This is a genomic window from Gluconobacter sp. P5E10 (assembly GCF_018812145.1).
Lineage (GTDB): Bacteria > Pseudomonadota > Alphaproteobacteria > Acetobacterales > Acetobacteraceae > Gluconobacter > Gluconobacter cerinus.
Window position 1 is genome coordinate 99,469 of sequence record NZ_JACRVZ010000006.1, and the last position, 13,205, is coordinate 112,673.

The following is a 13,205-nucleotide window of genomic DNA, read 5'->3' on the forward strand; positions in this document are numbered from 1 at the left end:
CTGGATAAGAGCTACAAGTTCAAGGAAAACGTCGGGGTCATTCCCGGCGTTTTTTTGTTTAAAAAGGCAGGATCGAGTCCATGACCTGCTGCCCGTAGCGCGGCGTCTGGATCTGGGTGATGGTCCCTCTGCCACCGTACGAAATGCGGGCTTCTGCCATTCTGTCGTGAGTAACAGTATTGTCGGCCGTAATGTCCTGTGGTCTGACAATGCCACTGACCCCGAGTTCGCGTAGCTCGCTGTTAACCCGGACTTCCTGTTTTCCCATCACGACAAAATTGCCGTTTGGAAGAACCTGAGTGATGGTTCCTGCCAGACGAAGCGTCACCGTTTCATTCCGGATGATCTTTCCTGTCGCGCTGCTATCGCTACTGCTGGCTGTGTTCAGACTGTCAGCGCCTGTGACCGCGCTGATCACCCGTCCTTTGATGCCAAACAGATTGGGAATCCCGAATTTTTCGTCTGCTGCCCGATTGGCCGTCGTGCCGTTATTGAAAGCAGCGTTATCGGTGATGTCCACAATGATCGTGACCAGATCTCCGACCTGAGAGGCGCGCTGGTCCTTGAAGAATGCACGGCTGCCACTTCGCCACAGGCTGGAAGCTTCTTGCGGAGGCGGACGCAGGGGCGGCATTGGCATTGTGACCGGACGATAGCTGGCTGCCAATGTGGGGTCGGTGATTGACGTCATGCGGGGTGGGCGACCTACCTCGGAGAGCTGGGCCAGCGAGTTACAGGCGCAGAGGGCGGGAATCAGCCCCAATAGCCCCAGGCAACGCACAGCATGACGAGATGGAAGCAGCATGTGTGGGGCAATTCCGTTTGTTATGAACAAAACGAGCCAAACATATATTTCGTAAAAAACGGGTTAACTCTGCCCCTGGACGGCCCCTTTAGCGCACTTTTCTCCGGTTTGTGAAAGTTACAATATCCATATTATCCCACGTCTAGGGTTCATGCCGTGCAAGGGGCAGCATTTGCAGGATGGAAGCTGATGTCGTCGTGTGCATAAACAGGGTGGGTTGAAGCGACATCAAGGAAAATTCATTTTTGAGCGGTGATAGTTCGATAAGCGATCACGTAAAAAGCGATACGGAAGAAAGCTGCATGGCCGTTGTGCGGCGTATGATGCGTGTTGCTGTTTCCGTATGTGTGCTGTCCTCGGCCGGTGGCGTAATGGCTGCCGAACCGGCGTCTGAAACGTCTTCGCCCGAAGGACGTACTGCGTCAGATCAGGCCAGTGGGGAAACAGAGGCTGCACCCTTGTCAGCAGGGGCTGCGGAGCTTTTGCCCAAAGCGTCGGCTTATGAAGACCTTGCTGGAAATCTGTCTGCTCCGCCTTCGCTTTTTCCTTTTGTGAATGATGCTCATGGTTGGTTGAGGCGCCATGGAACGATTGCCCAGTTCGACAATATGAACGAGATGATGGGCGCCGTGACGGCTCCGACCAAAGGGTATGGTTACAAGCAGGGCGCGTCTAATGCCGGACAGTATGCTCTGAATATTGTGACGGATTGGAACCGTCTGGCGAAGCTTCAGGGCTTTGCGACTCATGTGATTTTCATAGGACGCTACGGCACAACGGCTAACCGCATGTTTGGAGACTGGCTGGCTCACAGTCAGGAGACCTACGGTGGTGGCGGAAACGTCGTCGTGCATCTTGTGATGGCATATGGGGAGCAGCATTTGTTCCAGAACCGACTGGCAATCGCAGCGGGGCGTATGTCCCAGCTTTCGGATTTCGCCGCCGGTACTGTGTTTTGCTCCTTCGTGAACAACAGCTTCTGCGGTCGGCCCAAAGGTGCTTCTGACAGCGCCTATTACAGCTCTTATCCGGCATCTGTCTGGGCGTTGCGTGTGAGAGGGCGTCCCTGGCGGCGGGATGTTTATGTCGAGACGGGTGTCTATTTTGCGGAAGAAGGCATTTATTCGGTCGCGCAGCACAGAACAGGGTTCAAGCTGAATGGCTCGAATATTGTTGGTGAAATCTTTCCCGTAGAAATCGGATGGCAGCCCATCTTCCGTCGCCCTTCCGGAGAGCTGGCGTATCCGGGCCATTACAAACTTGGCATAGCCGTGGAGACGATGGGGCGGTCTGAGAATTTTCTGGATACGTTGGGAAACCCGTATGCAGATAGCGGATATTCTGCTGCCCGCCATAGCGGTTCGTGGTCCACCTGGCTGATGGTGGACCAGCGGATCAAAGGCTCCAGAATTAACCCGCAGGGCGGTGTCACGCTTATGGGCGGCGTTGTACTGAACGAGCCTCGAACGGCACTCAGGGATCGGCAGATCTATCTGGGAGCAACCTGGAAAGGCTTCTGGGCTGCCCGACCGTCAGACTCGATCGGACTGGCGGTCTCGTATGTTCATATCGCGTCAGGTGTGCAGAGAACTGAACGGATTCTTCTGGCTGCCGGCAAGTCTCTGCCTTATAGGGCGACGGGCTTGCAGACGCATCAGGAAGTTGCAGAGCTGAACTACACGTTCGCAATCGGCCGTGCGATGACGTTTGAGCCTGATCTCCAATATTACCATAACCCGAACGGGCAGGTGAACTTACGGGATGCCGTTATGATGGGCTTCAAGAGTCATATCGAAATCTTCTGAATTCGTTACGTGCAGGGAACCGGAAACGGCGCTGATCGTTTCTGATGGCTTCACCGTCTTTTCGGAGGATTACTCCACGTGCGTAAATCGATACTGCTTCTTCTGGCCCTTTCCGTGTCCTGCGTGACGTTGACGGCCTGCGAACACCACCGGACGTTCGGTGAAAAGGTGCGTGACACCGTTGATCCGCCGAAGGGCCCGATTGAACGCGCTGGCCGCTCTGTTGATCGTTCTCTCGGGAACTGATCCGGTACCCCTGCACAAGAGTTGCTCTCTTGCCCCGTGACTGAATGTGGTCGAGAACGAAGGGATGGCGGAACGGCCGTACCTTTGTTCGGTCCTCAGATCCGTCAGCATGGGAGAATGATCAATGCCGCCCGTTTCGGAAAATTCGCTTCTGACGTTGTCTAATTCCCGTGGTCCCTCAGGGCGGCCAGTGTGAGTGCAGGCGATGCGAATTCTTCTGACGGGTGGTCTTGGGTTTGTCGGTACCCATCTCAAAACTCGCCTTAAAGACCGGATGCCCGATCATGTTCTGATTGAAGGGCAACTGGATCTTCTGGATCGTGAGGCCGTAGAGCGTGTTGTGCAGGATACACGCCCTGACGCCTGCATTCATCTTGCGGCTGTGTCATCTGTTCTGGAAGCCAGTCAAGACACCCGGCGCGCCTGGCAGGTCAATCTTGATGGCACAATGAATCTGGCGGAGACGTTTCAAAAACACGCCCGTCACATCAGATTTGTGCATGTCTCCTCAGCTGAAATTTACGGCGCTTCTTTCGCAGAGGGCGTTCCCTTGAACGAAGCAGCGACCGTAGCGCCGTTGAATTCCTACGCTGCCAGCAAGGCGGCCGCGGACATGGCTGTAGGAATGATGGCGAAAGAAGGCCTGCATGCTGTAAGGATGCGGCCGTTTACGCAAGCTGGAAGCGGCCAGGATGTGAATGCCATTCTACCCTTTCTGGCCTCTCAGGTCGCTCGGGTTGAGGCACATCAGCAGACTAGTATTACGATCAACCATCCGGATGTCGGATATGACATTACAAACGTCCGGGATGCGTGTGACGCCTATATCGATGCCCTGACGTTAGAGGATGCTCCCGCGGATGGTACGATTTTGAACATCTGTAGTGGTGAGACCCGAACCGTACAGTCCATGCTAAATGATCTGCTGGAAATGGCGGGAGTGCACCCAGAAGTCCGTTTGGATTCTACTCATCCGACGCCGTCAGGATTGCAGAATATGGTGGGGAACCCTTCTGAAGCCCAACGCATTTTAGGATGGGCAGCTCAGATTTCCTGGAAAAACACCCTTGAGGAAGTTCTGAACGACTGGCGTTGGCGTGTACGGTCCTGACCGTTCAAAATTTTGAGCCAGCAGGCAGAGACTGAAATCTGGCTGCTGGATTGTGCTCAGTGCTGTCCCTGATTGGCGGACTGTGGGCACAGTGCCCGTTCAACCAAGGCGCAAACAATATGTGCGGCGGTGATATGCATCTGCTGGATCAGGGGCGTCCATGCGGAAGGAACGCGGAGCACGAAGTCGGCTTCGGGAATGTCCACGGATGTCTGGCCAGTAAAGACGACGGTTATAACACCCTGTGCGCGCGCAGCCTTGAGCGCCTCTATGATATTCGGCGAACGTCCAGATGTTGTGATGCCGAGGAAAACATCCCCCTTGCGCCCCAGAGCCAGAACCTGCCGGGAAAAGACGTGATCGAAGCCGTAGTCGTTCCCAATGGCGGTTAAGCTGGATGTATCCGTTGTCAGCGCAATAGCGGCTAGTGGTCGGCGGTCATACATCAGGCGTGCCGTGAATTCACCGGCAATGTGCTGGGCATCGGCGGCGCTTCCACCATTGCCAGCCACCAGAAGCTTTCGGTCATCCTGCAGAGCTGACATGATGGTCAGAGCAATTCCTGCCATCATCTCGGAACAGGCGTCATCCTTTGAGAACGCCACCATCGTTTCGGCTGACTGGTTAAGATAGTCCTGCATATAATTCCGCTCGGAAGCAGGAAGGTCATTCAGCAGGGTGGATGTCTGGATCGATGACATCAGGGTCAACAGCTCCTGGAATACGATATAAAAAGCGGCGGTAATGCTTATTGAGGCTCACCGGCATGACACAGAGACAGACTGGCTCAGGGCGCATCTGTCAAGCCGCTGACCAATAAAGCAGTCTCGCTAACTTGTGCGCTAAAGATTGAAACGCTTTTTGTGTGTGGCTCGTTGCAGGCCTGTATCCGTGAGGAGATAGACCCGATGTCACAGCCATCCTCCAGCAATTCGAGTGCACCCTTCCTGACTGCCCTTCGCGCCAGTGAAGCCAATACGCCTGACAGGAGGCGCTGGTGGAAGGAAGCCGTGGTCTATCAGGTTTACACACGTTCATTCTGTGACAGCGACGGAGACGGAATTGGTGATCTTCCAGGCCTCATCAGCCGGTTGGATTATCTGCAATCGCTCGGAGTACAGGTGATCTGGCTGGCCCCGCATTATGACAGCCCGAATGTTGATAACGGGTATGACATCCGGGATTACCGCAAAGTCGATCCCCTTCAGGGCACCATGGAAGACTTTGACCGGCTGGTGGAAGGCTTAAATACCCGTGGGATGAAACTCATTGTGGATATCGTGGCTAACCACACGAGTGATCAACATGTCTGGTTTCGCCAAAGCCGTGCCAGCAGGGAAAACCCCTATCGCGATTTCTATATCTGGAGGGATGGCCGGGATGGCGGACCGCCCAATAATTATCTGTCCATTTTTGGTGGAAGCGCATGGCAGAAAGATGAGACAACAGGGCAGTATTATCTGCACTATTTTGCTTGTGAACAGCCTGATCTGAACTGGGAAAATCCGGCAGTCCGGAAAGAAATGTACGAGATGATGCGTTTCTGGCTGGACCGGGGCGTCGCAGGCTTCCGGCTGGATGCGATCTGCTTTCTGTCCAAGCTACCTGATCTCAGAGACCTGACGCTGGCTGAGATGGAGAGCCTTGAGCATGTCTATGTCACCGGCCCCAAAGTGCATGATTATCTACAGGACATGCATCGGGAGGTTTTTGCAGGCCGGGACCTTCTGACAGTTGGGGAAGCTTTTGGTGTGCCCTTCGATGAGACCCCGGCTTTTGTAGAGGAAAGCCGAGGGGAAATGACGATGGTTTTCCACTTCGAAATTGTTCGCCTTGGTCGCCATGACTGGCAGGTTCAGGATTGGACGATCAAGGATCTCAAAGCGGTTTTAAGAGGGGAAGATACATCTTCTGGCCCAGAGGGCTGGCTGACATCTTTTCTGGAAAACCATGATAACCCACGATCTGTCTCATGGTTTGGGGATCCGTCGCCCAAAGGGCACGGCCCGTCAGCCAAGGCGCTGGCAACAATGCTCCTGATGCGACGTGGGACGCCCTATATCTATCAGGGGCAGGAAATTGGCATGACGAATATCCGGTTTGATGGGATCGAGGATTTCGAGGACATCAACGCCAGAGGTATTTGGGATAATACTGTTGGTATTGGAAAAATGTCCGCAAAAGAGGTGTTGTCCAGCCTGTCAAAGATCAGTCGGGATAATGCACGAACACCCATGCAATGGGATGGAACGTCGCGTGCCGGGTTTACGACTGGTGTGCCGTGGTTTCGGATCAATCCAAATCATACGGACATCAATGTGGCCCAGCAGGAAGCTGACCCCGGGTCCATTCTGAACTATTATCGCCGGTTGATTGAGCTTCGCGCTACGCATCAGGCGCTGATTTACGGTACCTTTGAAGATGTTGATCCAGACCATCCTTCGGTCATTGCGTTTACGCGTACGCTAGAGGACGAGCAGTTTCTTGTTCTGATCAATATGTGTGGGGAAAAAGAACACTATATTCTGCCGCATGGTCTGAAAATATCTGAGGTTCTGATCGACAGCGCATTTGCTCAGGCAGCGGACGTGCTGCCTGAGCTGAAGCCTTGGCAGGCAGGCGTTTATCGGCTGGCACCACCCGCGGATATCTGAAGAGACGTCTGCTCAATTAGTCAGCCTCAAAAAGTTCTTTGCCCACCAACCCAGACCTCCGCGATTTGCAGCGTGTCATCCAGAACGGTGAAATCGGCCAGGAGGTCGGGAGTAATTGTGCCCCGATCATGAAGGCCAAGATAAGTCGCTGCATTGGTGCTGACGAGCCGTGCAGCCTCCGGAAGTGATTTCCCGGCCTGCACGGCGTTGCGCACAGCCTGGTCAAGGGTCAGGACACTTCCTGCCAGAGAGCCGCCGGGAAGGCGGACAACGCCATCCTGGATCAGGACGTCCTGTCCACCCAGACTGCTGGGGCCTTCCGGTTCACCTGTTCCCCGCATGGCATCTGTTACGAACAGGAGGCGGTCTCCCATAACGCGTGAGGCCAGACGAAAGCTGGCGGGGTGCACGTGGTAGGTATCGAAGATCATCTCCGCATACGCGGTGTCGCTGCACATGAGTGCCGTTACAGGGCCGGGCTTGCGCCCCTCGATTGCAGACATGGCATTGAAAAGATGGGTCGCACCAACGGTTCCGCCAGCTCCACAGACGAGGCACATGGCGCGTTCTGCGCCTTCATAATCTGTGGTGGTATGGCCAAGACTGACCCTTACGCCAGCCGCTGCAAAACTGCGCATGGCACTTTCTGCATGGTCCAGTTCGGGAGCAAGCGTGACGACGCGGACACACCCGGTTTCGACAGCCTCCTGAACCCGGTTAGGGGAGGGAGGAATGGCAAAGGGAGGCTGCGCACCCAGCTTGTGGGGACTCACAAACGGCCCTTCCAAATGGGCTCCATGAATGCGCGGACCGTTTTCCACCCCGCGTTCACAGACTTCCGCGACAGCTCTCAGGGCATTCATTACGTCATTCCAAGGTGCCGTAATGGTTGTCGGGAGAATGGTCGTCGTGCCGTGAGACATGTGGAACCGGGACAGTGTTTCAATGGCCTCCACACCGTCCATGGTGTCGGCCCCACCGCCACCATGAACATGTCCATCAATGAAGCCCGGAAGAATGTAGCGGTTGCCAGCGTTTTTCAGCGGCTCAAGATCGTGGATATGGGTGCCGAAGGTCATGCGACCGGGGACGATCCGGTCCCGGAGTACGAGATTTCCATCGAGATGAGACGTCATTGTTTCTGGTCCAGTGGGAGAAGGCCCGTCTGTCCGTAGCGGCGAGCGTAGAAAAGAACTGCGAGATAGGATGGCAGGACGAGGAGGGCGAACATTGCCTGAAACCCGACATAAGGCTTTAGCAGGACATAGATCTGCGGAATGATCGCACCGCCGCTATACGCCATAACAATCAGGGCCGAAGCCAGTGGGGTCCAAGGGCCAGCGCCTCGAATGGCAATCGGGAAGATCGTCGGCATGATCATGGCGTTTGTGGCGCCCAGCAGAGCAACGCAGAGCACCGAGGCGTAACCATGCGTCAGGAAGGCCGCAATGGTCAGGATGCAGCCGCCAATGCAGGAGAACTCAAGAAAGCGCTCCTGCGTGATGATGCGGGGAACAACGACGAACCCGGCGACATAACCAGCCAGCATTCCAGCAAGAGTCAGGGAGGTGAAGAACTTGGTCTCGCTTAGCGGAAGGCCAAAGCCCTGCCCATACGTGCCGATGGCATCGCCTGCCATGACTTCGATGCCGACATAGATGAACATGGCCGCAATGCCGAAGACGAGATGCGGCCGGAAGATCTTCTCACTGCTTCCGCTCACGCTTGGAAGTGGCGGAGCCTGAAGTTCCGGCAGGGGGAAAAAGATCACGCCCACGGCAGCGACCAGAAGAACGACAGCCATGCTCATATAGGGCGCATAAATGGCATGGACGAAGCTGTTTAGAATGGCGGCTCGTGCTTCTGGCGTTGCAGCGAGCTGCGCTTTCTCCGCGACATTTCCGATATCGCCCATGACGACTGTGGCCAGGGCGATAGGCGCCAGAATGCCGGCAAATTTATTGCAGACACCCATGATGGCAATACGCTGGGCGGCCCGTTCGGACGGACCAAGCAGGCTGACCAGCGGATTGATGACGACCTGCATCAGCGCAAGGCCAGAACCCAGCACCAGAAGCCCGGCCAGTGCGCCGCCATAAATGCGCATGGAGACAAATTGCCCGAAGAGGGCCACGCCTGCCGCACATAAAACCAGTGCTCCAGACAGACCGCGACGCAGACCCAGTGAACGGGCGACAAATGATGCGGGAATGGAGAACAGGAAATACGACAGGTAGAAGACCAGAGGCACCAGAAAAGCACTGACGTCCCCCAGTGAGAATGCAACCCGGATAAACGAGATCAGCGGCCCGTTCAGCCAGGTCACAAAACCCATCATGAAGAAGATGGCGGCGGCAACACCAAGTGGACCAAGGCCGTATGAGCCAGTCAGGCTGTCCGGAGAACGGTTCATGTCACTTCGGCTCCACAGGCCTGATCGTACAGGCCAAGAACTGTGTCGATTGCGGAAAGAATGATGTCGCGCGGATGCCGTGGAAGCAGCCCGTCGCGGATTTTTTCGTACTGCACAGGCAGGAATTGGCTCAGAAGAGGATCTGGCAGCCCTGTTTCCTCAAGCTGGCGCAGAAGCGTTTCAACGGCGGCTTCCGCATCAGGTTGAGGCCAGTAATAGCGGATACGGTCGCTGTAAGCATAGTGACGGAGAATGGCGAGCTTGCTCTCTGTGCCTTCGTAATGGCCACGCCACTGCGCAGGCTGCTGGGTCATGATCCGTTCCATAAGCGCCCGCAGGCTTTCCTGCTGTGGCAGAAGGACGGAGCGGATGCCGTCCAGCCCATACAGGCCTTCACGCAGGGCAAAGGTCAGGCCCGGTCCGACTTTCAGAAGCAGAAAGCCGTCTTCCACAAGCGCGCGCAGGGCGGGGAGGGGCTGATAATCGGTCGAATGGGCCTCGAAGATCTGGCCCGGCATCTGGTTCAGCGTGGCTGAGAGAGATTGCGCGCGCGGCCGGTCGTAAATCACGACATCTTCCACACCAAATTCCACGCCCGGCTGAACGACAAGCCCGATCACACGGCTCCAGACGTTATCGCCCAGAACCCGGCGGAACAGCGTTTCGTGAACCTGAAGTGTTGCAGTGGCAGCGTTCGGAGAGGTTGGCTCCAGATGGTCCAGAGCCTCAGCCGCTCCGCCCGGAACAGGCACTTCCGTTCCAATGATATAGACGGCCTGACCGGGAGCCGCGCTTTCGGCGCGCTGTGCAAGGGCGCAGGCTCGTTCGGCAACGGTTTCATCGGAAAGCGCAACCGGCTCGCCCGCGCAGCCCATGCTGGCATCAAGATGCAGTTTGACGAAGCCTGCATTCGCAAAGGCTTCGATCATGGTCAGGGCCTTGTCCATGGCCTCCTGCGGGGGCAAGGATTTCCATGGATTGGGGCCAAGATGGTCGCCGCCCAGTAGAACAAGATGCGCCGGGCAGCCGACCTTAGCGGCAATTCCAAGCACAAGATCCCGGAAATCTGCCGGGGTCATGCCAGTATAACCCCCATCCTGATTGACCTGATTGCAGGTCGCCTCGATCAGAACATGTCGCTTGGTCCGGGCAGCCCGTTGAAGCGCTGCCTCCAGCACCAATGGGTGTGCGGAACAGACAGAGGTCAGTCCTTGACGTTGGGCTTTCGGAACGTCTGGATCGTGCGTCTGGCGAACGAGGTTCAGGAACGGAGAAAGGCTCATGAATCAGGCGATCGTCACAACTTTGGTCAGATGACGCGGGGCCAGAGTATCCAATTCCTTCGAGCGCGCGACATATTCGCCGAAAAGCTGAAGCACTGGCAGAACGACCAACGGGCGTACATCTGCGCCTTCCTTAACGGAAAGAGAGACGGTGCCGGGGCCACCAATGCCGAGAACGCGTGCGCCCTTGCCGATCAGATCCTTGGCAAGAATGCTCTCTTCTTCCAGCGTGTCCGGGTGGTACAGGAAGACGACGAGAGAGCTGTCATCAATCAGGCTGATCGGACCGTGACGGTATTCCAGAGGATGATGCGCTTCCGTCTGGCTCAGGCTCATTTCCTGAAGCTTCAGGGAGCCTTCGCGGGCAACACCATAAAGCGCACCAGCGCCCAGGAACACGAAATGGGAACGGCCTTCGATCAGAGCCTTGAGCTGCGGATCTGCGGCGTCAAGGAGTTCCTCGGCAGCCTTTGTTGTTTCCGGCGTGACGGAAATACCCGCATAACGCAGGCCCATCAGCAGCATCAGACTGGCCGACGCTGTCATGACAATGCCTTCTTCGGCATGGGTTTCGGCCAAGACGGTTTCGTCAGCGTTCTTCTCGAGACTGGTCTCTTCCGCGCAGGTGAAAGCTGTGACGTGCAGTCCGTTCTTTCGGCTTTCGATGGCAGCGGCGACCGTCTCAGTCGACTCTCCGCTGCGTGAAAGAGCTAGAATGTTTGGGCGGATTGAGGGCGGCACATAATCCTGCGGGCGGCGTGTCCACTCATTGCCTGCAACAGCACGCGAAAACACACCGTTGGCGTTCAGGCTTGCCGCGATTGAATCCGCAATATGAACGGATGTTCCACATCCCACGACGACCGTGAAAGTCTCCGGGTCCGGATGGACATCCTGCATGTCTACCTGGTTCCAGAGGGGAAACTGTTCGCGAATACCGCGCTCAGTAGCGTTCATAAGAAAACCTTTCAGGCCCCTGAGCCTACGGTGTCGAGGGTACGGGAGAGGGATTGAATCCAATGTGTATCTGCGGCCCATCCAGCCTGGCGGGCAGCAGAAATGAGGCCTCCGCCAATGGGAGGGAGAAGAGGCGGGCGAGGTGCTCCGCATTGTTTTGCGATGGCATCTCGCAGGTATGCGCTTTGAAGCGTACCGCCCGCATAGCTCCAGGGAAGGTCTAATCCCGGCATTTTTCTACGCGCCGCAATGATATGCGTGGCCAGATCGGAAGCGGCCTGATCCAGAAGAGCCATGGCCGGGACACAACCGTCTTCAGCAAGGGCAGACACATGGCGGGCGAGAGCTGCAACGGCAGAGCGAGGATGCTCAAGGGTGCCATACCACTCCAGAAGAGCAGGCGTGCAGAGTTCCGGTCTGGATGGCAGGCCCATGGCCGCAGTGAAAGGGGCCAGGAAGCTGGCATCCTGCGTGTTTCGACCATCGAGAATGTGCGTCAGAAGTGCCAGGGCGTTTCGGCCGATCTGGTAGGCGCTGCCTTCATCGCCAAACAGGCTACCCCAGCCGCCGACCCGGCAATGCTTGCCCGCAGCATCGGACGCCCACGCCATGGAGCCTGTGCCAGACAGAAGGAGAATGCCGGGCTGCCCCCCAAATGCGGCTGAACAGGCCATGTCCACGTCATTTGTGAGGGAGTATGGAATGTCTTGGAGGTTTTCGGAGACAGCGTTTCTTTGCCGGGCGCAAAGCGTTTCACTTTCGCCATATCCGGCCAGCCCAAGTCCGACAGACTGGGTCTCGACAGGGAGCGCCTGCAAAAGGCCTGTCAGTCTCTCGCGCCAGAGGGGTTGGTCAAAGGGGTTCGTTCCACCTGTCTGCCGGCTGTCGGCGACTGTTCCATCCTGACGAAGGACAACAAGGAGAGTCTTGCTGCCCCCGCCATCAATCGCTGCGATACAGGGTTCAGTCACGGCCAGGCTTTCTTGCGGGTAGTAGGATCCTGTCTCGATCTGACTAGCCAGAGGCCAGTCATGTCAAGTCATCTTTCTGAGCGAAACGTTCCGATTTCGATCATTTTATGCGTGCTTTTTGAAAAATATGGGTATGCTTCGGCGCACCGTGTCATGGCTCAGTGGGGAGAGCGTCTTTTGGCTTCTGACCGGCTGGCTCAGATCCGGCATTACCTTTACCTGAACGGAATGAGTGGTGTCCACGAGCTGGCCAGACAGGTAGATGCCTCTCTTGCGACGATCCGGCGGGATCTTCAGTTGCTTGAAGAGCAGGGCATTGTCATCCGGACACGCGGCTGTGCTTCCCTGACTGCTACCATCGATCGAGAGGTTGCGTTTGAGGCGCGGGAAAACCACGCACTCGAACACAAGCGCGCCATTGCAGATCAGGCTTTTTGTCGGATCGAGCGAGGATCAAAGGTTTTCTTTGATGCCGGGACAACCGTTCTGCAGCTCGCGCGGCGTCTGCGCATTTCGCCCATGCCACTGACGGTCTTTTCCAACAACATTATGGTCTCGGAAATGCTGAGCGGTGTTGAAGGTGTCGAGACGATTCTTCTTGGTGGCAGAGTGAGGCATACCAATCGCAGTCTGGTCGGACTTTTGGCAGAGCAGGCACTCGAGAAACTCTGGTTCGATCAGGTATTTCTCGGCGCCAGTGCTGTGCAACCAGATGCGACGATTTCGACGCCTGATGAGGAAGAAGCCAGGCTCAACGCGCTTATGATGAAGCGGACGGAGACGTGCTTTCTTCTTGTGGATAGCACAAAATTTGCGCGCCACTCCACTTACAGTGTCGGGTTCCTGGATCAGGTTTCCTGTATTTTTACAGACACAGATCTTGATGCCCGACAGGTTCAGTCTCTGCGAGACGAGGGGCATGACATCGTGCTCGCGGGGCATGCAGAAGGAAAGATATAG

General features: G+C 56.2%; 12 protein-coding genes. 5 read left to right on the forward strand and 7 right to left on the reverse strand.

Annotated elements, in window-relative coordinates; all coding sequences use genetic code 11:
- Positions 1-58 precede the first annotated feature (58 nt).
- On the reverse strand, positions 59-805 hold the full coding sequence (flgH, locus tag KP707_RS13410) for a flagellar basal body L-ring protein FlgH (protein WP_211503419.1): 747 nt from the start codon (positions 803-805) through the stop codon (positions 59-61).
- Between the two features lie 245 nt (positions 806-1,050).
- On the opposite strand from flgH, the gene KP707_RS13415 reads away from it, so the two are divergent.
- From KP707_RS13415 to KP707_RS13425, 3 genes are all read left to right on the forward strand, one after another.
- Positions 1,051-2,610, forward strand: coding sequence for a carbohydrate porin (locus tag KP707_RS13415; protein WP_249210303.1), 1,560 nt, complete (start codon positions 1,051-1,053; stop codon positions 2,608-2,610).
- Between the two features lie 78 nt (positions 2,611-2,688).
- On the forward strand, positions 2,689-2,856 hold the full coding sequence (locus tag KP707_RS13420; RefSeq protein ID WP_167386170.1) for a hypothetical protein: 168 nt from the start codon (positions 2,689-2,691) through the stop codon (positions 2,854-2,856).
- A gap of 205 nt (positions 2,857-3,061) precedes the next feature.
- On the forward strand, positions 3,062-3,967 hold the full coding sequence (locus KP707_RS13425; RefSeq protein WP_211503420.1) for an NAD(P)-dependent oxidoreductase: 906 nt from the start codon (positions 3,062-3,064) through the stop codon (positions 3,965-3,967).
- 56 nt (positions 3,968-4,023) lie between these two features.
- Here the strand turns inward: KP707_RS13425 and KP707_RS13430 are convergent, their stop codons facing one another.
- On the reverse strand, positions 4,024-4,668 hold the full coding sequence (locus KP707_RS13430; protein ID WP_211503421.1) for a D-sedoheptulose 7-phosphate isomerase: 645 nt from the start codon (positions 4,666-4,668) through the stop codon (positions 4,024-4,026).
- A 207-nt stretch (positions 4,669-4,875) separates the two neighbouring features.
- Between KP707_RS13430 and KP707_RS13435 the strand changes: the two genes are divergently transcribed.
- Positions 4,876-6,621, forward strand: a complete 1,746-nt coding sequence (locus KP707_RS13435; protein WP_211503422.1) for an alpha-glucosidase — start codon at positions 4,876-4,878, stop codon at positions 6,619-6,621.
- A 26-nt stretch (positions 6,622-6,647) separates the two neighbouring features.
- Here the strand turns inward: KP707_RS13435 and nagA are convergent, their stop codons facing one another.
- The 5 genes from nagA to KP707_RS13460 are packed head-to-tail and all read right to left on the reverse strand — an operon-like array spanning position 6,648 to position 12,245.
- On the reverse strand, positions 6,648-7,757 hold the full coding sequence (gene nagA, locus KP707_RS13440; RefSeq protein ID WP_211503423.1) for an N-acetylglucosamine-6-phosphate deacetylase: 1,110 nt from the start codon (positions 7,755-7,757) through the stop codon (positions 6,648-6,650).
- Positions 7,754-9,034 (reverse strand): glucose/galactose MFS transporter, encoded by a 1,281-nt coding sequence (gluP, locus tag KP707_RS13445; protein ID WP_215751862.1) that lies wholly within the window; start codon positions 9,032-9,034, stop codon positions 7,754-7,756. The genes nagA and gluP overlap by 4 nt, the downstream gene beginning before the upstream one ends.
- Complete coding sequence (locus tag KP707_RS13450; RefSeq protein WP_211503425.1) at positions 9,031-10,317, reverse strand: D-tagatose-bisphosphate aldolase, class II, non-catalytic subunit; 1,287 nt, start codon at positions 10,315-10,317, stop codon at positions 9,031-9,033. The genes gluP and KP707_RS13450 overlap by 4 nt, the downstream gene beginning before the upstream one ends.
- A gap of 3 nt (positions 10,318-10,320) precedes the next feature.
- Positions 10,321-11,274 (reverse strand): SIS domain-containing protein, encoded by a 954-nt coding sequence (locus KP707_RS13455; protein ID WP_211503426.1) that lies wholly within the window; start codon positions 11,272-11,274, stop codon positions 10,321-10,323.
- Between the two features lie 11 nt (positions 11,275-11,285).
- Positions 11,286-12,245 (reverse strand): BadF/BadG/BcrA/BcrD ATPase family protein, encoded by a 960-nt coding sequence (locus tag KP707_RS13460; protein ID WP_338085338.1) that lies wholly within the window; start codon positions 12,243-12,245, stop codon positions 11,286-11,288.
- 60 nt (positions 12,246-12,305) lie between these two features.
- On the opposite strand from KP707_RS13460, the gene KP707_RS13465 reads away from it, so the two are divergent.
- Entirely contained in the window at positions 12,306-13,205 is a 900-nt protein-coding gene (locus KP707_RS13465; protein WP_249203014.1) for a DeoR/GlpR family DNA-binding transcription regulator, read from the forward strand.